Genomic DNA, 23,035 nt, shown 5'->3' with positions numbered 1-23,035 from the left:
GGAACGCAGCGCGTTGCGCTGCGAGCCGCTTACGATTTCTGGCCGGCGGCCGGGGCCTGCTGCGCCGGCTTGGCGGGGTCCGCGGGCTTGGCCGCGGGATCCGCCGGCTTGGCGCCAGGCTGTGCCGGCGGCTGACCGCCCGCGGCGGGCGCGCCGCCCGCCTTGTCCTTGTTCCAGGGACTGGCCTGCACCGGGGCGCCGGGACGGATCTTCTGGAAGCCTTCGACCACGACCACGTCGCCAGCCTTCAGGCCGCTGGTGATGAGCCAGTCGTTCTTGATGGCGCCGCCGGTGGTGACGGGCAACTGTTCGATCTTGTTGTCCTTGACCAGCATCAGGCTCTGCGAACCGTCGGCGGTGCGTTGCAGCGCCTGCTGCGGCACCACCAGGGCCTGGTCGTCCACGCCCTGCTCCAGGCGCACGCGCACGTACATGCCGGGCAACAGGATGCCGTCGGGATTGGGCACCTCGGCGCGCAGGTTGACCTGGCCGGTGCTGGGATCGACCGTGATGCCGGTGAACAGCAGCTTGCCCGGCTTGTCGTATTCGGAACCGTCTTCCAGCACCACGGTGGCGCGGGCGGCGTCCTTGCCGACCTGCTGCAGCTTGCCGCTGGCGAAGGCGCGGCGCAGTGCGGCCAGGTCGGCGGTGGACTGGGTGAAGTCCACGTAGATCGGGTCGAGCTGCTGCACGGTCGCCATCTGCGTGGCCGAGGTCGCCTCGACCAGCGCGCCCTCGGTCACCAGCGGCTTGCCGATGCGGCCCGTGATGGGCGAGGTGACATCGGTGTAGCCGAGGTTGATGGAGGCGTTGTCCTGCGCCGCCTTGGCCGCGGCCACGGTGGCGTCGGCCTGGCGGTAGGCCGCCACGGCGTTGTCGTATTCCTGCTTGCTGACGGCGTTGGCCTTGACCAGCGGCCCGTAGCGGTCGGCCAGCAGCTTGGCGCTGAACAGATTGGCCTGCGCCTGCTTGAGCTGCGCGGTGGCCTGATCGTAGGCGGCCTTGTAGGGCGCCGGATCGATCTTGAACAGCAGCTGGTTTTCCTTGACGTCGCCGCCCTGCTCGAAGGCGATCTTCTGGACGATGCCGGTGACCCGCGAACGGATCTGGGCATCGCGCACCGCGTCGACGCGGCCGGGCAGTTCGGAGATGATGGGTGTGCGTTGCGGCTGCACCGTGATGACGCTGACCTGCGGCATGCCGGGATTCATCTGCGGCTTTTCACCGCAACCCGCCAACAACAGCGCGAGGACGCCGCCGGAAAAAGCCAGACCTGAGACACGTTTAGGCGAAAACCGCATTGAAACCCCCGCGAAGTTAACCGCGTCAAGCGACCGCAACAATGTAACGGCGTCTGCTGACCGCCGTGTCCGGTTGCCGAAGGGCGGCCTTGGGTTTGCGCGGCCGTGTCCGACCGCCGTATTTGACCGCAATACGTGATTGCGATCAAAGCAAAATCCTGCGCCCCGCCACTGACACGTGAATAGCCCGTTAATGTAACTCAGTTATTGGGGAAATCACTGATTTTCACGACGGCGCGCACCACGAAGCGCGGCGTAGAACAAACGGATCCGGGGAAAATCCGTTCACCGCGATCACACGTCGGCAACCTCTTGCAGGTTGCCCAGGAAGACATAGCCCACGCCGTGCACCGTATGCAGCGGCAGACGGCCGCCAGCCTGGCGCACCTTGCGGCGCAGGCGGCAGATCGCCACGTTCAGGGCGCGCAGGTTGGTGCTCTGGCGCGGCAGCATCAATTCCTCGCGCAGCACCGCGAGTTCTTCGCGCAGCAGTTCCTTGCGCGGATTGCGCAGCAGGCACTGGAAGCAGGCGCGCTCGACCTCGGTCAGGTCCAGGCGCGTGCCCTGCGGCGTCAGCAGGGTCCAGCCGTGGTACAGCAGGCTCCACCAGCCATCGAGCCGGACCGGGAAGGCGCCGTCGGCCGCTTCGGCCAGCGTGGCGGGCGCGGCGGCGCCGGGAACCGCGGGCGCGGACTGCGGGCCACGGACGGGGGATTGGGGGAAAGCGATGGTCATGTCGGCGTCTCCACCGGGCGCGGGCGCGGCGCGGAAGACGGCGGCCCGGACCCGGAACAAGGTTTCAAGTCTTGCCGAAAGACTACCGTTGCTGACGCCGTTGTGCGCCGAGTTTCCCCTGGAATCAGACGGATCCCAGCCTGCCGCCCCCGGCGGTTCAGGCGGTGCGCTTGCCGTTGCGGTGGATGTCGTGGGCCACGAAGCAGCTGTCCTGGGTGGGACGCGCCAGGATGCCCGGCTTGGCCAGTGTCTGGCGGATGTCGGCCAGCCCCGACTCCCAGTGCTCGCGCATGGCCTCGGTGCCGAACTCGTAGTCCTTGGAGAAGCGCTCGCGGTGCTTGGACTCGTAGATCAGGTTGATGATGTTGGTGGCCGGGGTCTTGGCGAGACGGCGGATTTCCGCCAGCTCGGGCGCGCCGCGCTCCGCTTCGGGCAGGCGTTCCAGCAGTTGCTGCAGGCCATGGCGCAGCTTGAGCACGCGCCGCAACTGGTCGGTGACCATGCGGGTCCGGCTGGAATACTGGATGTCCTTCTGGCGCTCGGCCACTTCCTCGAGCGTGGTCGGCAGCCCGCCGCGCGCGGGCCACAGGTCGACCTGGAAGGCCAGCGTGTCGCGCATCGTGTCGCTGGTCAGCACCTGCGCCAGCGGCGTGTTGGACACCACGCCGCCGTCCCAGTAGTGCTCGCCGTCGATCTCCACCGACGGGAAGCCGGGCGGCAAGGCGCCGGAGGCCATGATGTGCTCGGGCCGCAGGGTGTCCTTGAGGCTGTCGAAATAGGCGAAATTGCCGCTGCGCACGTTGACCACGCCAAAACTGGCGCGCACCGAGCCGGAATTGAGCAGATCGAAATCCACGTACTCACGCAACGTCGCGGCCAACGGCGTGGTGTCGTAGAAGCTGGTGGACGCCGCGCCCTTGCCGTGCACCCAGTATGGCGGCGGAAAGCGCGGCTTGAAAAAGCCCGGCTGCCCCGAGAACAGCGCCTGGAAGGCCGATAGCTGGCCGTTCATGGCGGGCGAGCCGAAGCCGAACGGAATGCCCTCGAACATGCCGGCCAGCGTATCGCCCCAGGGAACCGAGGCGAACCCCGCCGGCCGGCAGATGCTTTCCCAGAAGCCGCGCAGCCGTTCGATGCGCTCGTCCTCGCGCGAACCGGCGATGATCGCCGCGTTGATCGAGCCGATCGAGATGCCGGAGATCCAGTTCGGACGGATGCCGGCCTCGTGCAGGCCCTGGTAGACCCCCGCCTGGTACGAGCCGAGGGCGCCGCCGCCCTGCAGCACCAGGGCCACGGTGTCGTAGGACGGCGTGGCGCCGGTATCGGAAGACGCGGGTTTGCGGCGGGTGCTCATGCGGGGTTCCTTGTCGTGTGAACAGGCCCTAGGGCTTGGGTTTGCTCTTGTCCGGCAGCTGCGGCGCGGCGACGCCGGCGCGGAACGGATACTGTGAGAAGACCTGGGCGACCGCCTTCTCGATGCTCTGCGGCGAGGTCGCGGCCTCGGGATCGCGGACTTCGCCGACCGCGACGCCCTCCCACACCAGTTGCTTGCGGCGCGGATCGACCAGGTCGATGTTGAGGGTGCCCTCGGTGTATTGGTAGACGGTGTCGTTCCAGCCGTAGCCGGGCCAGCCGCCATAGAAACCGCTGCGATAGCCGTAGTACGGCCCCATCGGCGGCGCCGGCGCCTGGCTCACCTCGGTCTTTTGCTGCAGCTTGCCATTGAAGTTGACCAGCAGGTCGGGATTGGCGGCAGCGTAGACATAGCCGCGCATTTCCATCTGGCCGCGGGTGGCGTCCTTGAGCCGCTCGGTCAGCAAGGTGCTGTAGCCGGCCTTGTCGGTGCCCAGCGGCGACATATAGCCGAAGGTCCGATAGCGCGAGAAATCCGCCTGATGGTCGTAATCGCTTTTGACGGTGGGGCCCGATGCGCAGGCCGCCAGCAGTGCCGCCATGGAACCCGATGCCAGCATTTTCAGCGCTTTCATGTCGATCTCCAAGAAGCGGGGCCGCGAGCCGGCCCCCGATGTCAACACCCATCAACACATCCTGAGCGCGTCCATAGTGCCGCGAAGCGGATAAAGTTTCAACAGCATCTCATTCTCATCCGATATATCTCAAACGCCGGCGGCGCGGGCTCCATTACACTCGGGGGTACTTCCAGACCCTGACCACACCTGATACCGATGTTGGAACTCGACGGCTCGATTTGGTTTCGTTCCGGCGCCCAGAACTGGGGCGGCAAGAACCGCATAGACCTGCTGGCGCAGATCGACGCCACCGGCTCGATCACGGCCGCCGCGCGCGCGGTCGGCATGAGCTACAAGGGCGCCTGGGACGCCATCGACGCCATGAACAACCTGGCGGGCGAACCGCTGGTGTTGCGCGCGGCCGGTGGCAAGGGCGGCGGCGGCACGCGCCTGACCGACCGGGCGCGCGGCCTGATCGCGACCTTCCGGGCGCTCGAGTCCGAACACCGCAAATTCATGGACAACCTGACGCGCGCCGGCCTGGACGCCAGCGGCGACATCGACTTGATGAGGCGATTTATGTTGAAAACCAGCGCACGCAACAAACTCATGGGCACCGTGATGGAAGTCCGCACCGGAGCCGTCAACGACGAAATCCTGCTGCGCATCGCCGGCGGCCAGGTCATCACGGCCACCATCACCCGCGAAAGCACCCAGGAACTCGAACTGGCGCCCGGCAAGGAAGCGCTGGCGCTGGTCAAGGCCTCGTCGGTGATCGTCGGCGCGCCCGGCCCCGGCCTGCGGCTGTCGGCCCGCAATCAGTTGCCCGGCACCATCACGGCGGTGCGCACCGGCGCGGTCAACAGCGAGATCCTGATCGGGCTGGAAGGCGGCACCACGCTGGTGGCGATCGTCACCAACGAAAGCGCGCAGGACCTGGGACTGGGCGAAGGCGCCGAAGCGGTCGCCGTGTTCAAGGCGTCGAGCGTGATCCTGGGCGTGCTGGACTGATTGCGGCCCGCCGCGGCCAGGCGCCCGCCCGGCGCGGCATGCCACCTCGGGCGGCAGCGGCATTCACGCCCTGAATGCCGCCCCGGCCTTCACACGCCCACATCCTCGTCGCGGCGGCGCACCTTGCCCTCGCGCACTTCGAAGACCTCGTCGGCCAGCGCCTCGACGTCGGCCGGATCGTGCGTGATCAAGAGCATCGGCACGTCCAGCTGGCGTTGCAGCGTGTTCAGTTCCTGGCGCATCTTGCCGCGCAGTTGCGAATCCAGCGCCGAGAACGGTTCGTCCAGCAGCAGGATTTCCGGCTTGAGCATCAGCGCGCGCGCCAGCGCCACGCGCTGCTTCTGGCCGCCCGAGATCTCGTGCGGATAGCTGCCCACGATGGCGCCCAGCTCGAAGGCCTCGACCCAGCGCCGCGCCTCCGCCGACACGGCCCGCCGCGGCGGATTGAGCCAGCCGCGGCGCGAGCCGAAGGCGATGTTCTGCGCCACCGTCAGGTGCGGGAACAAGGCGTAGTCCTGGAACAGGTAGGCCACGCGACGGGCCTGCGGCGCGACGCTCAGGCGCGCATCGGAATCGAACAGCACCCGGCCGTTGACCTCGATACGGCCGGCATCGGGCCGCAACAGGCCGGCCACCGCGCGCAGCGTCAGGCTCTTGCCGGCGCCCGACGGCCCGAACAGCGCGATGCGCTTGGAGGCCGACGAAAACGCCACGTCGAGCGAAAAGTGCCGGTCGCCGGACACCATGCTCTTGCGGATGCGCAGATCGACGCTCATTGTCCGTCTCCGCCACGCCGGCCGCGGATCGGCACCAGCTTGCCGGCCGCCAGCAGCACCGCGACGCAGGTGATGGACGTGACCAGCACCAGGAAATTGGCGGTGGCGTCGTCGCCCGCCTGCACCGCTTCATAGATGGCGACCGACAGGGTCTGGGTGCGGCCCGGCAGGTTGCCGGCGATCATCAGGGTGGCGCCGAACTCGCCCAGCGCGCGGGCAAAGGCCAGCAGCACGCCGGCCACGATGCCGCGCGCCGCCAGCGGCAAGGTCACGCGGAAGAACACGCCTGCCTCGCACACGCCCAATACCCGGGCCGCGCTTTCCAATTGGGGATCGACGTTCTCGAAGGCGGCGCGGGCCGACTTGAAGACCAGCGGGAAGGCCACCACCGACGCGGCGATGACCGCGCCCTGCCAGGTGAAGACCAGCTCGATGCCGATTTCAGCCAGCTTTTCGCCCAGCACGCCGCGGCGTCCCAGCAGCACCAGCAGGTAATAGCCCAGCACCGTGGGCGGCAGCACCAGCGGCAGCGTCAGGATCGCGTCCAGCAGGTCCCGCCCCGGCCAACGCCAGCGGGACAAACCGTAAGCGGCCGCGGTGCCGGCCACGGTCGCCAACAACGTTGCCCAGCCCGCCACTTTCAGGGTAAGCAGCAGGGGCACCCATACTGGATCGCTCATCACTGACCGCGATTGAATACCGGCCGCGGCCTCAGGGCTTCTGGAAACCGTAGCGCGACAGGATTTCCTGTCCGGCGGGCGACATCACGTAGGCTACGAAGCTCTTGGCTTCCTTGGCGGCGGTATCACGCGCCGTCACGGCGATGGGATAGGTGACCGGCGTCTGCGACGGCACGCGCACGGCGACCTTGACCTTGTCCGGCATCACGGCGGCGTCGGTGGCGAACACGAAGCCCGCGTCCACTTCGCCGCGCGACACGTAGTCCAGGCTCTGGCGCACGTTCTGCGCCAGCACGCTCTTGGCCTGCACCGCGTCCCACAGGCCGGCGGCCTGCAGCGCGCCCTGCGTGTAGCGGCCAACCGGCACCGAGGCCGGGTTGCCGTAGGCGATGCGCTTGACGTCATCGCGCGTCAGGTCCTTGAGCGCGGTGATGTTGGCCTTGCTGTCCGTCGGCACGATCAGCACGATCTGGTTGGCGGCGAAATCGACTCGCGATTCGGGCTTGACGGCCTTTTCCTCGACGGCCTTGTCCATCGCCTTCTGGTCGGCGGACGCGAACACGTCGGCGGGCGCGCCCTTGACGATCTGCTGCAGCAGCACGTCGGAAGCGCCGAAGTTCAGGATGACCTTGGTGCCGGCATGCTCCTTCTCGTACGCCTGGGCCACGTCCTTGAACGCGTTGGTCAGGCTGGCGGCGGCGGACACGACCAGGTCGCCGGCGTGGGCGCTTGGGCCCCAGACGGCGGCCAGGGCCAGCGATACCGCCAGGATCGGGTGTTTGCGGAACATGAATCTCTCCTCGGACAAGATCAATCTCGGTAACGAAATATATATAGGTATATAACGCTCGTCAATTTGCGGCAAACGGCCGGCTTGCGCCAGATCAACGCCGAAAGGGAAAGCGGCGCTCAGCCGCGCTCGACCGTGGTGACGCGCACCGTGTCCGGGCCCAGCGCGGTCCGCAGGCGCTCGAGCGCCAGTTCGGGGCGGGCGGCCCCGCACATGAAGATGTCCAGCGCCGCGAACTGGTGTTCGGGCCAGGAATGCACGCTGATGTGCGATTCGCTCAGCATGACCACCCCGGTCACGCCCGCGCCTTCGCCGAAATGGTGGAAGTGCGCGCCCAGTACCCGCGCCCCGGCGGCCTCGGCGGCCAGGATCAGTTCGCGCTCGAGCGCCTGGGCGTCGGCCAGCAGGCTGGCGGACACGCCGCGGAAATCGGCCAGGATGTGGCGGCCGGGCGTCGCGTGCGGCGTCACTTGTGCGAACCGCCCGATGACCAGCCCGAGCTGCCCGAAGAGCCGCCGCCCCAGCTGCTGCTGCTGCCACTGCTGCCGCCACCGCTGGTGAAGCGGGCGCCGGGAGAGCTGGCGCCGGTGGCGGCCATGACCACGATGACGGCGTAGATCGCGTAGATGAACTTGCCCATGCCTCAGTCGTCCTTTGCGGAGATCTTGTCCGCGAGGCTGGCCGGCAGCCACAGGAAGGCCAGGCCGATCACGAGCGGCAGGATGCGGCCGCTGAAGATGTTGCCCATGTTGAGGAATCCCATGGCGATGGTGGCGAACCAGGCCCACTTGCGGTAGCCGCCGCCCGCGGCCGACCGCGGCATCGCCTTCTGCCTGGCCAGCTCGGGATCGCCGAACCATTCCGCCAGTTGCGCCGGCGCCACCGGCGCCGAGGCCGACCAGCCCAGTTCGGCCGGCCCCTGCTCGCGGGTCAGCTTGAGGTTGCCGGCCTTGAAATCGGTGATCTTGGTGCTGTCGCCAACCTTGACGCGCCAGTTGAAGGCGCCCAGCGCCAGGTCGACGCGCGAGGTGTAGTCGTACAGCTTCTGGTACAGCTTGGAACGCCAGCGCACGCTGGTGGCGTTGTTGTAGCTGGGCCAGGTGTCGCAGACCTGCACGCGCTCCCAGCCCTCGTCCGTTTCCACCAGCCAGATGAAGCCCTTGGCCGGGTTGAACAAGAGGTATTCGATCCAGTCCGACGGCTCCTCGGGATCCGGGTCGGCGCACTTCATCAGGCCGATCAGGGTGAAAGCCGCGCCATCGATCCGGGCGGTGGCGCCCAGAGCCAGCGTGGTCTTGATGGCCTTGACCTTGCGCGCCTTTTCGATGACCTCGGCGGTGTCGCCGGCGCAATCGACCGTGGCCGCGCACGACGGGCACACCACCTGGGTCGCCATGGCGGCGACGAAGCTGATGGGCGCGCCGCAGTTGGGGCAGTCCAGCGCCTTGATCTGGCCGCGGAAACGGCCGGCGGTTTCCTCGACCTGCTCGTTCGGGCGCAGCGAGGCCGCCTGCATGCCCGCCAGGTCGAAGGCCTTGCCGATATAGAGCTCGGGTTCGGGGCCGTCGGAGAAGTCCAGCGTCAGGAACGCGTCCAGGCTGCGGAAGTCGGCCACCTTGGCTTCCCAGCCGTCGCCCGGCACGAACGGCAGCTCGCCCTGCGCGCCCCCGGCGCGGCAGCGGCGCACGTCCGAGGCGGTGAAGCGCTGGCCGTCCAGCTTCATGTCGTCGCCGGGCGAGATGTCGGCGAACGCCGGCAGGCCCTGCACCGTCTTGGCCTTGCGGCGTCGGGTGATGGCGTACTGGCCGGAGGCGTCCGACAGCCAGCCATCGGAGCCGTCGTCGAACCACAGGTACCACTCGTTCCAGAAGCCGTCTTCGTAGCGCAGCTGGATGCGGCCGATCAGGTCGAAGCGCTTGCCTTCGAACTGGCCGGCGGCGCCCAGGCACAGCGGCGAATAGTCTTCCAGCACATCGGCCGTCTCGCCGATGCGCTTGACCGACTCGGCATCCTTGAGCAGCGTGCTGCGGCAGGCGCCGCAGACCGCCATGACCGATGCCGTGGAGGTGAACTTGACGGGCGCTCCGCACTGCGGACACAGGACCTGCTGCATGGGCGTTCGGCGCTCAGCTGGTGAGTTTCTTCAGGACTTCCGCCTTGGCCGTGTCGTAGTCGGCCGGCGTGATCAGGCCCTTGTCGAGCAGATCCTTTAGCTGCTGCAGGCGCTGCACCGGATCGCCGCCACCGGCCGCGGTCGCGCCCGCCGCGGCGCCCGCGACCGCGGCGCCCCCCGCCGGTTGCCCCGGGGCCACGCCCAGTCCGGCCGCCATGGTCTGGCCCAGCGCCGCGCCGGCCGCCAGGCCCGCGCCGATGCCGGCGATGCCGCCTTCGTTCTGCGCCGCCAGCGGGATCGAGGTGGCGGTCTGGTACTGGGTGAACTTGCCCAGGTCGCCCGCCATGCCCATCGAGATCCGCGTGTCCAGCGCCTTCTGCAATTCTTCCGGCAGCGACACGTTCTCGACCGTGAAGTTGTCGAGCTTGACGCCGTAGCGGTCGAACACCGGGCCGAGCTGCTCGCCGATGCTCTGCGACATCAGGCCCTGGTTGCCGGCGATGTCCAGGAACGGCACCTTGGAGCCGCCCAGCGCCGTGGTCATGGCCGCGACCACCATGTTGCGCAATTGCGCTTCCAGGTCGTCGACGGTGTAGACGTCGCGCGTGCCGCTGATCTCGCGGTAGAACTTGGCCGGGTCGGTGATCTGGTACGAATACACCCCGAAGGCGCGCAGCCGCACCATGCCGAATTCGCTGTCGCGCAGCGTCACCGGCTGCGCCGTGCCCCAGCGCCGGCCCAGCTGCAGGCGGGTGCTGAAGAAGATCACGTCCGACTTGAAGGGCGACTCGAACAGCTTGTCCCAGTTCTTCAGGTACGTCAGCACCGGCAGGGTCTGGGTGGTCAGCTTGTACATGCCGGGGCCGAACACGTCGGCCACCTTGCCTTCGTTGACGAACACCGCCATCTGCGACTCGCGCACGGTCAGGCTGGCGCCGTACTGGATTTCGAAATCCTGCATCGGATGGCGCCAGGCCAGCACGCCGTCGCCGTCCTCGTTCCATTGCAGGATGTCGATAAACTGCTTGCGGATAAATGAACCGAGACTCATGGCTAGTTCTCCTGTGTCAGATACGAATCAGCGCGCCCGGCGGCTCAGGTGAGGCAGGCGGCGTTGACCACGCCGGCGGCCAGCGAGATCGATCCGATCAGGCCGCCCATGGCGATGTTGTTTTCCTCGATGGCTTCGTTCAGGCCGCGGATGGCGCGCGCCACCACGGCGTAGACCACCAGTTGCACCACCATGGCGGCCACGCCCCAGACCAGGAACATGACGAAGCTCGCATGAATGGCGATGCTGGAGCAGAGGGTGAAGGAAAAGCCCACCAGCGCGCCGCCGTACGACAGCACCGCGGCAATGTTGCCCTGGCGGATCAGCTCGAATTCCTTGTAGCGCGTCACCGTGGTGTACACCGCGGTGAAAATGCCCAGCATCACCAACGCCGAGACGATGTAGATCAGATAGGTCACGGCCGGATGCATTGCTTCTCCCATATTCGCCCCCTTCAGGCCCCTAATTGCGCGCAGTATATACGGCGCTTTCGATATACTGCGAACGCATTTTCAGAGTCGGAACCCCCATGCGCGACCGCGTTCTCATCCTCTCGGTATTGATCGTCGCGTCCTGCGGCCTGGGCTACGAGCTCATCAGCAGCGCGCTCGCCAGCTATCTGCTGGGGGATTCCATTCTCCAGTTCTCGTCCGTCATCGGCTGCTATCTGTTCGCGATGGGCATCGGATCGTGGTTGTCAAAATATGTAAAAGACGACGACGTTTTGAATCGGTTCATCGACGTCGAGCTGGCCGTCGCCTTGTTGGGCGGTGTTTCCGCCGCCGTCCTGTTCCTGGTTTTCGCCTGGCTGTCGGCGCCCTTCCGCGCGGCGCTGTATGTCGGCGTGTTCATCATCGGGCTGATGGTTGGCATGGAGATCCCGCTGGTGATGCGGGTGTTCAACCAGCGCAAGGCCGAGTTCCGCGAGATCGTCAGCCGCGTGCTGACCTTCGACTACCTCGGCGCGCTGGCCGTGTCGCTGGTATTCCCGCTGCTGCTGGCGCCCAAGCTGGGCCTGCTGCGCACCGGCTTCCTGTTCGGCATGCTCAACGCCAGCGTGGCGCTGTGGACCACCTGGCTGTTCCGCAACGAGATCCGGCGTCCGGCCGAACGCGCCGTGCGCGGCGGCGTGGTGCTGGGCCTGCTGGCGCTGGGCTTCCTGTTTTCCGGCCAGATGACGGCCTGGGCCGAGAAAGGCCTGTACGGCGACGACGTGGTGCACGCCGAGACCACGCCCTACCAGCGCCTGATCGTGACGCGCTGGCATGACGACCTGCGGCTGTACATCAACGGCAACCTGCAATTCTCGTCGCGCGACGAACACCGCTATCACGAGTCGCTGGTGATCCCGGGCCTGCAGGCTTTGCCGTGGGCCCGCAACGTATTGGTGCTGGGCGGCGGCGACGGCCTGGCGGTGCGCGAGATCCTCAAGTACAAGCACGTCGAGCACGTCACGCTGGTGGACCTGGACCCGGCCATGACCGGCCTGTTCTCGCGCTCCGAACCGCTGACGAAACTGAACCAGGGCTCGCTGACCGATCCGCGCGTCACCGTCATCAACGACGACGCCGGCCGCTGGCTCGAAAGCCACGCCGAGGTCTACGACTTCATCGTGGTGGACTTTCCGGATCCGTCCAACTTCGGCCTGGGCCGGCTGTACTCGGTGCCGGTCTACCACCTGATGGCGCGGCACCTGGCCGAGAACGGCTACATGGTGATCCAGTCGACCTCGCCCTACTTCGCGCCGCGCTCGTTCTGGAGCGTGGACGCCACGCTCAAGGAAGCCGGCCTGAACACCTGGCCGTACCACGCCTACGTGCCGTCGTTCGGCGACTGGGGCTTCATCCTGGCCGGCAAGCGCCGCGACTACACGCCGCCGGACGCCATCAGCGTGCCCACCCGCTACCTCGACCCCGCCACCCTGCGCGAGCTGTTCCACTTTCCCGCCGACATGCCGGCGCTGGCCATGCCGCCGAACCGCCTGAACGAACAGTCGCTCGTGCGCTACTTCGACGAGGACTGGCGCAGGGTCATCCGCTGATGCGCCGCCGCACCTTCCTGCTGGGCGCGGCCACCGCCGCCGCCGCGGGCACGGCGGGCTACTACCGTTCGCGCGTGGTCGAGACCACGCCCGAGGTTCGCTATCCCGGCATGCAGGCCGGCCACGCGCTGCGCGATGGCGCGGCATTGCCGCCGTCCTCAGGCAGCCGCCGCTGCCAGGTGGCGATCCTGGGTTCCGGCGTGGCAGGGCTGTCGTGCGCCTGGAAACTGGCGCGCGAAGGCTTTACCGATTTCGTCGTGGTCGAGGGCCCCGAATACGGCGGCAATGCCGCCGCCGGTGCGCGCGACGGCCTGGACTATCCGCTTGGCGCGCACTACCTGCCGCTGCCGTCGATGCAGTCCACCCACGTGCGCGAGATGCTGGCCGACTTCGGCATCGCCGAACGCGACGCCTTCGGCGAGCGGCCCTATTACGACGAGGCCATCCTGGCGCATTCGCCGCAGGAACGCCTGCTGCGCGACGGCCGCTGGGAAGACGGCCTGCTGCCGATGCACGGCCTGTCCGAGGCCGATATCGAACAGCACCGCAAGTTCCTGGCGCGGGTCGACCAGTTGCACGGCGCGACCGGCAGCGACGGCCGCAAGGTCTTCTGCATCCCGATCGTGCTGTCCTCGCGCGATCCGGCCTGGCGCGCGCTGGACGCGCTGACCTTCAAACAGTGGCTCGAGCGCGAGGGCTACACCTCGCCCGCGCTGCACTGGTACCTGAACTACTGCTGCCGCGATGACTACGGCGCGCCCTACGACCGGGTCTCGGCCTGGGCCGGCCTGCACTATTTCGCCAGCCGCGACGGCCACGCCGCCAACGCCAACGAAGGCGCGGTGCTGACCTGGCCGGGCGGCCTGGCGCCGCTGGTGCAGCGGTTGCGCGACGCCATCAGCGCCCGCCTCGGCCACGGCGGCTGGCTGCTGCCGGGCACCACCGCGCGGCTGCGCGAAAGCGCCGCCGGCCCGCGCATCGATTGCCTCGCCCCGGGCGCGGCCACCAGCGTCTACACGCTGGAGGCGCAACGCGCGGTCTGCGCCATGCCGCTGTTCGTAGCGCAGCGCATCCTGCCGGACATCCGCGCCTATGGCTACGATCCGGCCACGCATGCCTCGCCGCACGCGCCCTGGCTGGTGTCGAACTTCGTGATGGACGGCTATCCGCGCGAGGCGCCGGGCGAACCGCTGTCGTGGGACAACGTGGTCTACCAGGGCCAGGCGCTGGGCTACGTGGTCTCGACCCACCAGTTGCTGCGCGTGGCGCGCTCGCCCCGCACCGTGTTCACCGCCTATCACGCGCTCAGCGCCCGCACGCCGCAGGACGCGCGCCAATGGCTGGCCGGCGCCTCGCCCGAGGCGCTGCGCGACGAGGCCGCCGCCGACCTGGTCGCCGCCTATGGCGACGAGTTCTGGCGCCGCGCCCGCCAGCTGGAGATCACCGTGCGCGGCCACGCCATGGCGTCGCCCTATTGCGGCTACCTGTCGAACGCCGGCCTGGCGGCGTTGCGCGAGGTCGACGGCCCGGTACTGTTCGCCCATGCCGACCTGTCCGGGTATTCGGTGTTCGAAGAGGCCGCGTGGTGGGGCGTGGCGGCGGCCGGCCGCATCCTGGGGCAGCGGCCGCCGGCCTGATCGCCGCCGGCAGACCCGCCTGGCGGCCGCCCGGCGCGGCGTCGCAATCATGGATTGCCCGCTCTCGCTGACGCTTGCCCGCTGCCCTACAATCGGCCGCTTACCCCCCCCTTGATTCCGTACCGACTCAAGTAGCGACAGCGACGATGGGAAAGCAAGTCATAGTGCTCGGCGCCGGCATCGTCGGCGTCTGCTGCGCGCTGGAACTGCAGCGCCGCGGCATGCAGGTCACCCTGGTCGACCGCCAGGATCCCGGCCGGGAAACGTCATCCGGCAACGCCGGCGTCCTGGCCCGCAGCTCCCTCATGCCCTTCAACCACCCCGGCCTGTGGCGCCAGTTGCCCCGGCTGCTGGGCAATGACACCGTCCAGTTCCGCTACCGCGCCTCGTACCTGGCCCGCAACCTGGGCTGGGCGGCGGGCTTCCTGGCGCGCGCCCGGCCATCGGTGTTCCGCGAAACCACGGCGGCGCTCGACAGCCTGATCCGGCGGTCGGCGACCGAACACCTGCGCCTGCTGGACCAGGCCGGCGCCCGTCAGCGCCTGCGCGACAGCGGCTGGATCTTCCTGTTCCGCAGCGAACAGGCGTGGCAGGGCGGCGCCCTGGCGCGCGAGGCCTACGCCCGCCACCAGGTGCCGACCCAGGCGCTGGATGGCGCCGACCTGGCGCGGCTGGAGCCCGCCCTGGCGCCGATCTTCCCGCGCGCGCTGTGGATCCAGGGCTCGTATTCGGTGGACGATCCCGGCGCCGTGACCGCGGCCTACGCCGACCTGTTCCAGCGCTCGGGCGGCATCTTCCGCACGCTGCGGGCCGCCGCCATCCGCCGCGACGGCGGGCGCGGCTGGGTCGTGCAGGGCGACGCCGGCGCGCAAACCCTGGCCGCCCCCGAGCTGGTGGTGGCGCTGGGCCCGTGGTCCAAGGCCCTGCTCAAGACCACCGGCATCGACCTGCCGCTGGCGTTCGAGCGCGGCTATCACATGCATTACGGCGCCGCCGACGGCCCGGCGCTGGTCCGTCCCGTCTACGACACCGGCGGCGGCTACGTGCTGTCGCCCATGGCGCGCGGCCTGCGGCTGACCACCGGGGTCGAGCTGGACGACTGCGACGCGCCCGCCCGCCCCGTCCAGCTGGATCTGGCCGAGGCCCGGGCGCGCGAGGCCATCGGCCTGGGCCCGCGGCTGGATCCGCAGGCCTGGCTCGGCCGTCGTCCCACGCTGCCGGACAGCCGCCCGATGATCGGCCAGGCGCCGCGCCATCCGGGCCTGTGGCTGGCGCTGGGCCACCAGCACATCGGTTTCAGCACGGCGCCAGGCACCGCGCAGATACTGGGGGAATTGATGACCGACGGCGCCGCCGCGAGCCGCCACGGTGCATTCCGCCCGGAACGCTTCCTCTGACATGCCGCCAGCCCGCATGGATCCGACCACCACCGCCCCCGCCGGCTTCCTCGGCCTGCTGATGCTGGACACGCGCTTTCCGCGCCCGCCCGGCGACGTCGGCAATCCCCAGACCTACGCCCGCGCCGGCATCCCCGCGCGCTTCGTCACGGTGCGGGGCGCCTCGCCGCGCAAGATCGTGCAGGAGGCCGACCCGGCCTTCCTGCAACCGTTCATCGATGCCGCCGTCGGCCTGGCGCGCGACGGCGCGGCGTTGATCTCCACCAGTTGCGGTTTCCTGGCGCGCTACCAGGATGCCCTGCAGGCCGCCGTGCCGGTGCCGGTGGTGACGTCGAGCCTGCTGCAATGCCGCGGGCTGGCGCGGGTGGGCATCGTCACCTTCGACGCGGCCTCGCTCGAGCGCGCCGTGCTGGACGCGGCCGGCGTGCCGGCCAACGCCGTGGTCGAAGGCCTGGCGCCCGGCTGCGAAATGCAGGCGCGCATCCTGGAGAACGCCATCGACATGGACCTGCGGGAGGTCGAGCGCAACGTGGTCGCCGCGGCCGAACGACTGGCGCGGCGCGCCCCGGGCCTGAGCGACATCGTGCTCGAATGCACCAACATGCCGCCCTACCGCGAGGCCGTGGCGCGCGCCACCGGCCTGCCGGTGCACGACATCGAGACGCTGCTGCTGCGCACCTGGCGCGCGCTGGCGGCCTGACGGCCTTTTACCCCCGCGCGCCGGCATGAAAAAACCCGGCGCGATCCCGAGGGATCCACGCCGGGTCTTGCGCCTGACGGCGGCCGGACCGGTCGATCAGCCCAGCAGCAAAGCGTCGTCCGACAGCTTCTCGCCGCGCACGCGCTCGAACATGGCCAGCAGGTCCGGCACGTCCATGCCGCGGCGTTCGTCGCCGGACACGTCCAGCACCACCTGGCCCTGGTGCAGCATCACGGTGCGGTCGCCCACGTCCAGCGCCTGGCGCATGCTGTGCGTGACCATCATGGTGGTCAGCTTGCTTTCCGACACGATGCGCGCCGTCAGCTGCAGCACGAAGTCGGCGGTGCGCGGGTCGAGCGCGGCGGTGTGCTCGTCCAGCAGCAGGATGCGCGACGGCTGCAGCGCCGCCATCAGCAGGCTCACGGCCTGGCGCTGGCCGCCCGAGAGCAGGCCGATGCGGTCGGTCAGGCGGTTTTCCAGGCCCAGGCCAAGCGTGGCCAGGCGTTCGCGGAAGCCTTCCTTCATCGAGGCCTTGACCGCGCGGCCATAGCCGCGGCGCGCGCCGCGCAACTGCGCCAGCGCCATGTTCTCTTCGATGGTCAGGTCTTCGCAGGTGCCGGCCATCGGATCCTGGAACACGCGCGCCACGCGCGAGGCGCGGCCCCACACCGGCTGGCGCGTGACATCGGCGCCGTCGATCTCGATGCGGCCCGAATCGACCGGCAGGTCGCCCGAGACGGCGTTCAGGAAGGTCGACTTGCCGGCGCCGTTGGAACCGATGACGGTGACGAACTGGCCCGAGGGGATGTCCAGCGACAGCCCGCGCAGCGCGCGCGTCTCGATCGGCGTGCCGGCGTTGAAGGTGATCTTGAGGTCTTTTGCGGACAGCATATCAGCGCCCCTTCTTGCCGAACAGCCGGCGCTTGAGCATGGGAATGACCAGGGCGACCGTGACCAGCACCGCGGTGACGAGGTTCAGGTCCTGCGCCTTCAGGCCGATGAAATCGCTGTTCAGCGCCAGCGCGATGAAGAAGCGGTAGACGATGGCGCCGATGATGACGGCCAGCGTGGCCAGCACCAGCTTGCGCGACGGCAGGATGCTTTCGCCGACGATCACCGCGGCCAGGCCGATGACGATGGTGCCGATGCCCATGGAGATGTCGGAACCGCCCTGGGTCTGCGCGAACAGCGCGCCGGCCATCGCGACCAGCGCGTTCGACAGCGCCATGCCGCCCAGGATCATGCGGCCGGTGTTCACGCCCTGCGCGCGGGCCATGCGGCCGTTCGAGCCGGTGGCGCGCACCGCCAGGCCGGTCTGGGTGGCGAAGAACCAGTCCAGCGCCAGCTTGGCCAGGATCACGATGACCAGCAGGATCAGCGGCCGCGCCACGTAGTCCGACAGCCAGCCGGGCTGCAGGATGGTGAAGACGGTGGGTTCGGTGATGAGCGGCACGTTGGGCTTGCCCATGATGCGCAGGTTCACGGAATACAGCGCGATCATCATCAGGATGCTGGCCAGCAGATCCATGATCTTGAGCTTGACGTTGAGCCAGCCGGTGACCAGCCCCGCGGCCGCGCCGGCGAAGGTGGCGGCGATGGTGGCAACGAATGGGTCGGTGCCCGAGGCGATCAGCGTGGCACAGACGGCGCCGCCCAGCGGGAAACTGCCGTCAACGGTCAGGTCCGGAAAGCGCAGCAGGCGAAAGGAGATATATACGCCCAAGGCCACCAGGCTGAAGATCAGGCCGATCTCCAGCGCGCCTAGCAACGAGAACAATGACATGGGTCAAATCCAATCAGGTAAGGAACGAGCATATTAGAGATTGGGAACGTCCAAATTCTTGCGTTTCGGGGTCAGTTTTACCCGAGCTTTCGCAATAAACGTTTCCTGCCGTGCGATTTTCTCTCGATTCCTGCCAAGGCGTTGCCGGGCTTGGCGGCCAGGGCCGCAAGCGGGCTGCTTGAGGGGCGCTCCAGGGGAGCAAAACGCGGCATGCGGTCCGTGACCGACCTGCCGTTCAAGGCCAACGCCATCGCGCCGGGCCGCGCGCATCTTGTGAATGCTGCCGCCCTGTGGACCCCGCGTACCGGCGCGGGGAAAACACAAGAAAACAAGATAAAACAAAACCCCGCTCATGCCGGGTGGGCACGGGCGGGGCCGAACGACTTGCGCTTTACTTTACCACCACCGCGGCCGACTTGATGATCGCGTCGGACAGCGTCACGCCTTGCTTGGCGGCGGCGCCCGGGTTCACGTAGAGCTCGAGCTTGGAGATGGTTTCGGACGGGATGGCGCCGGGCTTCTCGCCCTTGAGGATGCGCACCACGACCTTGCCGGTCTGCACGCCCAGGTCACGGTAGTTGATGCCCAGGGCGGCGATGCCGCCGCGCTTGACGCTGTCGGTGTCCGAGGCGATCAGCGGGATCTTGGCGTCGTTGCCGACCTTCACCAGCGACTCGTAGGCCGACACCACGTTGTTGTCGGTGTTGGTGTAGATGACGTCGACCTTGCCGATCAGGCTGCGGGCGGCGGAAGCCACGTCGACCGAACGCGGGGCGGCGGCTTCGACCAAGCTCATGCCCGACTTGGGCAGCAGTTCCTGCAGCTTCTTGACCACCACGACCGAGTTGGCCTCGCCCGGGTTGTAGACCATGCCGACGCGCTTGGCGTTGGGCACGATCTTCTTGATCAACTCGACCTGCTTGTCCAGCGCCAGCAGGTCCGACACGCCGGTGACGTTGGTGCCCGAGGCGTCCATGCTGGGCACCAGCTGGGCGGCGACCGGGTCGGTCACGGCGGAATAGACCACCGGCACGTCCTTGGTGGCGGCCACGACGGCCTGGGCCGACGGGGTGGCGATGGCGACGATGGCGTCAGGCTTGTCGCCGACGAACTTGCGCGCGATCTGGGCGGCGGTGCCGGTGTTGCCCTGCGCGCTCTGGTATTGCCACTTCAGGTTCTTGCCCGGCTCGTAACCGGCTTGCTTGAGGGCGTCCTGCACCCCGTCACGCACGGCGTCCAGCGCCGGATGCTCGACGATGGCGGTGATCGCCACCGACTTCTGCTGCGCCGCCACCGGCGCGGCGATCGCCATCGCCAGCGCCATCGCGCCAACCGTCAGAAAATGTTTTTTTCCGATCAGCATAGGTAAGCTCCTTGAACCCTTGGTATTTGTTCATTATTACGGCTGTTCCGCGGGCTTCCCCGCGGTCCGGACAGCCGTAAAGCCGTATAGTCTAACGTGTCGCAACACAAATTCACTTGGGGGGAATCCCTGAAATGGTGCATGCGCGGCACGCCTGCCCCATGCCGGGGCGCGCGGCGCCAATATACTAAAAGCGCCGCCCCCGCGCGACACGACATCCGCGACATCCAAAGGGCCACATCATGATCAAACGCGCATTGGGCCGTTCCGGCCTGCAGATCCCTCCCCTCACCTTCGGCGGCAACGTCTTCGGCTGGACCGTTGACGAAGCCGGCACCTTTTCGCTGCTGGACGCCCTGGTCGACGCGGGCCTGAATTTCATCGACACCGCCGACGTCTATTCGCGCTGGGTGCCGGGCAATCAGGGCGGCGAATCCGAGGCCCTGATCGGCAAATGGCTCAAGCGCTCGGGCAAGCGCGAGCGCGTGCTGATCGCCACCAAGGTCGGCATGGAGATGGGCCCGGACGCCAAGGGCCTGGCGCCGGCCTACATCCGGCGCTCGCTGGACGCCTCGCTGGCGCGGCTGCAGACCGACCACGTCGACCTGTACCAGTCGCACAAGGACGACCCCGACACCCCGCTCACCGACACGCTGGGCGAGTACGCCAAGCTGATCGAGGCCGGCAAGGTGCGCGCCATCGGCGCCTCCAACTACACCGCGGTGCGCCTGTCCGAAGCGCTGATCGCCAGCGAACGGCACAACCTGCCGCGCTACGAGAGCATCCAGCCGGAATACAACCTGTACAGCCGCGAACCGTTCGAAGGCCACCTGCAGGCGCTGGTCAAGGCGCAGGACCTGGGCACCATCAACTATTACGCGCTGGCCAGCGGCTTTCTCAGCGGCAAGTACCGCAGCCCGGCCGACGTCGGCAAGAGCGCGCGCGGCAAGAAGATCGTCGACACCTACCTGAACGATCGCGGCTACCGCATCCTGAAGGCGCTGGATGAAGTCGCCGAGGATGCCAACTGTACGCCCGCGCAGGCCGCGCTGGCCTGGCAGATCGCGCAGCCGGGCATTACCTCGCCGATCGTCAGCGCGACATCGCTGGCGCAGCTGGACGAACTGGTCAAGGCCGCCAGCCTGACGCTGACGCGCGACCAGCTGGCCAGGCTCAGCCTGGCCAGCGACTGGCGCTGAAACGCCCGGGCGGTCGCGGCGCAGGCCCTAGAAGCGCTGGGTCAGCGTGACCAGCGCGCTGCGGCCTTCGCCGTAAAAGACCGAGTTGTAGAAGCCCATCGAGCGGTAGTACTTCTTGTCGGCCAGGTTGCGCACATTGAGCTGCAGCTGGGTCTTGTCGCTGAAGTTGTACTGCGCCATCAGGTCGAACAACGCGTATGGCTTCTGCACGATCGCGCCGGACTGCAGGCCGTAATAGGTCTGCGCGCTGGTCTGGCTCTGCCAGCGCACGCCGCCCCCCACCGTCAGCTTGTTCCAGGCGCCCGGCAGGCGGTAGGCGGTGCTCAGCTTGAGCAGTTGCTCCGGCTGGGTGGTCTGCACTTTCTTGCCCTCGTTGTCCTTGGACTGGCGGTAGGTGTACCCCAGGAACACATTCCAGCCCGGCGTCACCTCGCCCGCCAACTCGACCTCGAAACCGCGGGTGCGGGTGCCATCCAGGATGTAGTACCAGCCGTCGTCGTGCGCGTAGTCATAGCCGCCATACTCCGCGACATCCTTCTGGTCGGTCTGGAACACCGCCACCGACGCGTTCAGGCGTCCGTCCAGGTACGACGCTTTCAGTCCCGCCTCGTAGTTGTGGCCGTAGGCCGGCCCCGCCATGCTCCAGTCGCGCGTCTTCACCATCTGCGGCTGGAAGATGTTGGTATAGCTGGCGTAGGCGGTATAGGTATCGTCCAGGTCATAGGTCAGGCCCACGTAGGGCGTGACTTCCGAATAAGTGTGCGAATAGCCTGTGACGCCGCCGCTGGTCTCGGTGGACTCCCAGCGGGTCCAGCGCGCGCCGGTCAGCAGGTGCAAGCTGTCGGTCAGTCCCAGGCGCAAGGTGCCGTAGATGCCGGTCTGCTTGTCGCGATGGGTTTGCGACAGCGACAGGATGTCCCAGGTGGGCGTGGGCCAGTCGCCGGTCCAGTTCTTGATGTCCGGGATCGGATAGCCCGCCTGGTCGCTGGTGTCCCAGCTCTGGTTCCAGGCCTTGATGACCGAATGCGAGAAACCGAGGTTGAACTGGTGACGCCGGCCGAAGGCATCGAAGCCGCCGTCGAGCGATCCGCCGTACACGTCCTGGTCGCTGCCGCCCTTGAACTTGCGCAGCAGCGGCGGTTCGGAAAAGCCATCGATGGTCAGCGGCACGTCGGAGGTGAACAGCAGCGGCGCGTTGAAGGTGTTCTCCAGCCGCGTGTATGACAGGCGCGCGTTCCAGCCGTTGGCGAAACCGTGCTCGACCTGGGCGAAATACTCGTGCGAATCGGTGTCCCAGCGCGACCATTTGGCGCCCATGGCCTGGCCCTTGGGCCAATCGATCGGCTTGCCCTCGGCGTCCAGCGCCGGCAGTCCGCCCCAGCTGATGCCGCTGGGCCGGGTGCGTTGCACCGACCCGCCCAGGCTGACCGTGGTCGCCGCCGCCACGTCGGCCTCGACGATGCCGTAGAGCACGTCGCGCTTTTTCTTGTACAGGTCCATCGTGTCGCCGCGGCGCTCCTTGGCGCCAACCAGCCGGCCTCGCACCGAGCCCGACTCGTTGAACGGCGTCGACAGATCGATCTCGCCCCGATAGGTATCCTCGGTGCCGGCGGCCGCCTTCACGCTGCCCTGGAAATCACGCGTCGGCCGCTTGCGGATGAAATTGACCGAGCCGCCCGGATTGCCGGTGCCGCTCATCAGGCCGGTCGCGCCGCGAATGATCTCGACGTGGTCGTAGATCACCGGGTCCAGGTTGCCATCGCCGAACTGGTACAGCCCGTTCAGCGGCTTGACCACGCCGTCGAACTGGAACGTATCCAGGGAAAAGCCGCGCGAGTAGTAGCTCAGGCGTTCCGATTCGGCCTGCTGCACATTCATGCCGGTGGCGTTTTCCATCACGTCGCGCACGCTGCTGATGGAGCGATCGTCCAGCTGCTGGCGGGTCAGCACGCTGGTGGACTGCGGCGTTTCGCGCTGCGACAGCACCAGTCCGTTGGCCGAACGCATCCAGTCGGCGGTGTAGAGGCCGGAGCCTTCCGTGGTGGCGCCGGCCCCCAGCACCAGCACCGGCGCCAGCTGGGTGGTCTGGCCGGCGCGCTGCAACAGATAGTCGCCGTCGCCACGGCGCAAGACCTCGAGCGACGTGCCCGCGAGCAACGCGGCAAAGCCCTGCTCCACGCTGTAATCGCCTTGCAGGCCAGGGCTCTGCATGCCCTCGGTCAAGGCCGGGTCGAACGACAGCAGCACCCGTGCCTGTTGCGCGAACCCCGCCAGCGCCGCGCCCAACGGACCGGCCGGCACATTGACGCCGCGGCCAGCGGTGGCGGCCGGCGCGGCCTGCGCGCGCACCGGCTGCGGCGCCAGGGCGCCGCCCGCCATGGCGGCCAGCACCAGCGCGGCGAACGCCTTCATGCGCGGACTGGCCGGCGCGTCAGGGTGGATAGGAGAAAAAGGCAGAGACATATCGTGGGTTTCCAGGCAAAGAAAG

General features: G+C 68.0%; 22 protein-coding genes. 6 read left to right on the top strand and 16 right to left on the bottom strand.

The window, feature by feature from the left end:
* Nucleotides 1-29: 29 nt before the first annotated feature.
* The 4 genes from I6I07_RS15345 to I6I07_RS15330 form a co-directional block, all read right to left on the bottom strand.
* Nucleotides 30-1,301, bottom strand: a complete 1,272-nt coding sequence (locus tag I6I07_RS15345) for an efflux RND transporter periplasmic adaptor subunit (protein ID WP_198487291.1) — start codon at nucleotides 1,299-1,301, stop codon at nucleotides 30-32.
* A 294-nt stretch (nucleotides 1,302-1,595) separates the two neighbouring features.
* On the bottom strand, nucleotides 1,596-2,036 hold the full coding sequence (locus tag I6I07_RS15340) for a winged helix-turn-helix domain-containing protein (RefSeq protein WP_198487290.1): 441 nt from the start codon (nucleotides 2,034-2,036) through the stop codon (nucleotides 1,596-1,598).
* A gap of 157 nt (nucleotides 2,037-2,193) precedes the next feature.
* On the bottom strand, nucleotides 2,194-3,390 hold the full coding sequence (locus tag I6I07_RS15335) for a DUF3734 domain-containing protein (RefSeq protein WP_198487289.1): 1,197 nt from the start codon (nucleotides 3,388-3,390) through the stop codon (nucleotides 2,194-2,196).
* Between the two features lie 28 nt (nucleotides 3,391-3,418).
* On the bottom strand, nucleotides 3,419-4,024 hold the full coding sequence (locus I6I07_RS15330; protein WP_198487288.1) for a DUF4136 domain-containing protein: 606 nt from the start codon (nucleotides 4,022-4,024) through the stop codon (nucleotides 3,419-3,421).
* A 198-nt stretch (nucleotides 4,025-4,222) separates the two neighbouring features.
* On the opposite strand from I6I07_RS15330, the gene I6I07_RS15325 reads away from it, so the two are divergent.
* Nucleotides 4,223-5,017 carry a TOBE domain-containing protein gene (locus I6I07_RS15325; RefSeq protein WP_054431661.1) on the top strand — a complete coding sequence of 265 codons (795 nt, stop codon included), beginning with the start codon at nucleotides 4,223-4,225 and terminating at the stop codon, nucleotides 5,015-5,017.
* 89 nt (nucleotides 5,018-5,106) lie between these two features.
* Here I6I07_RS15325 and I6I07_RS15320 read toward each other — a convergent pair whose 3' ends face one another.
* The 8 genes from I6I07_RS15320 to I6I07_RS15285 all read right to left on the bottom strand — a co-directional run bounded on the left by I6I07_RS15320 (nucleotide 5,107) and on the right by I6I07_RS15285 (nucleotide 10,858).
* Nucleotides 5,107-5,793 (bottom strand): ATP-binding cassette domain-containing protein, encoded by a 687-nt coding sequence (locus I6I07_RS15320; RefSeq protein WP_198487287.1) that lies wholly within the window; start codon nucleotides 5,791-5,793, stop codon nucleotides 5,107-5,109.
* Nucleotides 5,790-6,473 (bottom strand): molybdate ABC transporter permease subunit, encoded by a 684-nt coding sequence (gene modB / locus I6I07_RS15315; protein WP_198487286.1) that lies wholly within the window; start codon nucleotides 6,471-6,473, stop codon nucleotides 5,790-5,792. Before modB ends, I6I07_RS15320 begins: the two co-directional genes overlap by 4 nt.
* Before the next feature lie 31 nt (nucleotides 6,474-6,504).
* Nucleotides 6,505-7,263 carry a molybdate ABC transporter substrate-binding protein gene (modA, locus tag I6I07_RS15310; RefSeq protein WP_006390565.1) on the bottom strand — a complete coding sequence of 253 codons (759 nt, stop codon included), beginning with the start codon at nucleotides 7,261-7,263 and terminating at the stop codon, nucleotides 6,505-6,507.
* Nucleotides 7,264-7,382: 119 nt separating this feature from the next.
* Nucleotides 7,383-7,733: an adenosylmethionine decarboxylase gene (gene speD, locus I6I07_RS15305; protein ID WP_198487285.1), complete on the bottom strand. Its 351-nt coding sequence runs from the start codon at nucleotides 7,731-7,733 to the stop codon at nucleotides 7,383-7,385.
* A complete protein-coding gene (locus I6I07_RS15300; protein WP_006390567.1) occupies nucleotides 7,730-7,903 on the bottom strand; it encodes a hypothetical protein in 174 nt (57 codons plus the stop codon). Before I6I07_RS15300 ends, speD begins: the two co-directional genes overlap by 4 nt.
* 3 nt (nucleotides 7,904-7,906) lie before the next feature.
* Nucleotides 7,907-9,376, bottom strand: a complete 1,470-nt coding sequence (locus tag I6I07_RS15295) for a DUF4178 domain-containing protein (RefSeq protein ID WP_198487284.1) — start codon at nucleotides 9,374-9,376, stop codon at nucleotides 7,907-7,909.
* A 13-nt stretch (nucleotides 9,377-9,389) separates the two neighbouring features.
* Nucleotides 9,390-10,427 carry an SPFH domain-containing protein gene (locus I6I07_RS15290; RefSeq protein WP_198487283.1) on the bottom strand — a complete coding sequence of 346 codons (1,038 nt, stop codon included), beginning with the start codon at nucleotides 10,425-10,427 and terminating at the stop codon, nucleotides 9,390-9,392.
* Nucleotides 10,428-10,471: 44 nt separating this feature from the next.
* Nucleotides 10,472-10,858 (bottom strand): DUF350 domain-containing protein, encoded by a 387-nt coding sequence (locus I6I07_RS15285; protein ID WP_006390571.1) that lies wholly within the window; start codon nucleotides 10,856-10,858, stop codon nucleotides 10,472-10,474.
* Nucleotides 10,859-10,956: 98 nt separating this feature from the next.
* On the opposite strand from I6I07_RS15285, the gene I6I07_RS15280 reads away from it, so the two are divergent.
* The 4 genes from I6I07_RS15280 (at nucleotide 10,957) to I6I07_RS15265 (ending at nucleotide 16,202) form a co-directional block, all read left to right on the top strand.
* Nucleotides 10,957-12,468: a polyamine aminopropyltransferase gene (locus I6I07_RS15280; protein WP_198487282.1), complete on the top strand. Its 1,512-nt coding sequence runs from the start codon at nucleotides 10,957-10,959 to the stop codon at nucleotides 12,466-12,468.
* A complete protein-coding gene (locus I6I07_RS15275) occupies nucleotides 12,468-14,105 on the top strand; it encodes an NAD(P)/FAD-dependent oxidoreductase (RefSeq protein ID WP_198487281.1) in 1,638 nt (545 codons plus the stop codon). The genes I6I07_RS15280 and I6I07_RS15275 overlap by 1 nt, the downstream gene beginning before the upstream one ends.
* A 146-nt stretch (nucleotides 14,106-14,251) precedes the next feature.
* Nucleotides 14,252-15,502, top strand: a complete 1,251-nt coding sequence (locus tag I6I07_RS15270; RefSeq protein WP_198487280.1) for an NAD(P)/FAD-dependent oxidoreductase — start codon at nucleotides 14,252-14,254, stop codon at nucleotides 15,500-15,502.
* A gap of 1 nt (nucleotide 15,503) precedes the next feature.
* Nucleotides 15,504-16,202 carry an aspartate/glutamate racemase family protein gene (locus I6I07_RS15265; RefSeq protein WP_198487279.1) on the top strand — a complete coding sequence of 233 codons (699 nt, stop codon included), beginning with the start codon at nucleotides 15,504-15,506 and terminating at the stop codon, nucleotides 16,200-16,202.
* Nucleotides 16,203-16,298: 96 nt separating this feature from the next.
* Here I6I07_RS15265 and I6I07_RS15260 read toward each other — a convergent pair whose 3' ends face one another.
* The 3 genes from I6I07_RS15260 to I6I07_RS15250 all read right to left on the bottom strand — a co-directional run bounded on the left by I6I07_RS15260 (nucleotide 16,299) and on the right by I6I07_RS15250 (nucleotide 19,348).
* Nucleotides 16,299-17,093, bottom strand: coding sequence for an ABC transporter ATP-binding protein (locus I6I07_RS15260; RefSeq protein ID WP_198487278.1), 795 nt, complete (start codon nucleotides 17,091-17,093; stop codon nucleotides 16,299-16,301).
* 1 nt (nucleotide 17,094) lies between these two features.
* A complete protein-coding gene (locus I6I07_RS15255) occupies nucleotides 17,095-17,985 on the bottom strand; it encodes an ABC transporter permease (RefSeq protein ID WP_198487277.1) in 891 nt (296 codons plus the stop codon).
* Between the two features lie 391 nt (nucleotides 17,986-18,376).
* Nucleotides 18,377-19,348 carry an ABC transporter substrate-binding protein gene (locus I6I07_RS15250; protein WP_061073742.1) on the bottom strand — a complete coding sequence of 324 codons (972 nt, stop codon included), beginning with the start codon at nucleotides 19,346-19,348 and terminating at the stop codon, nucleotides 18,377-18,379.
* A 242-nt stretch (nucleotides 19,349-19,590) separates the two neighbouring features.
* Here I6I07_RS15250 and I6I07_RS15245 point away from each other — a divergent pair, with 242 nt between their 5' ends.
* Complete coding sequence (locus I6I07_RS15245) at nucleotides 19,591-20,547, top strand: aldo/keto reductase (RefSeq protein WP_198487276.1); 957 nt, start codon at nucleotides 19,591-19,593, stop codon at nucleotides 20,545-20,547.
* A 27-nt stretch (nucleotides 20,548-20,574) separates the two neighbouring features.
* Here I6I07_RS15245 and I6I07_RS15240 read toward each other — a convergent pair whose 3' ends face one another.
* A complete protein-coding gene (locus I6I07_RS15240) occupies nucleotides 20,575-23,010 on the bottom strand; it encodes a TonB-dependent siderophore receptor (RefSeq protein WP_198487275.1) in 2,436 nt (811 codons plus the stop codon).
* Between the last annotated feature and the right edge of the window lie 25 nt (nucleotides 23,011-23,035).

It is taken from the genome of Achromobacter deleyi, assembly GCF_016127315.1.
Lineage (GTDB): Bacteria > Pseudomonadota > Gammaproteobacteria > Burkholderiales > Burkholderiaceae_B > Achromobacter > Achromobacter insuavis_A.
This window is presented reverse-complemented; position numbering and strand designations above follow the sequence as displayed.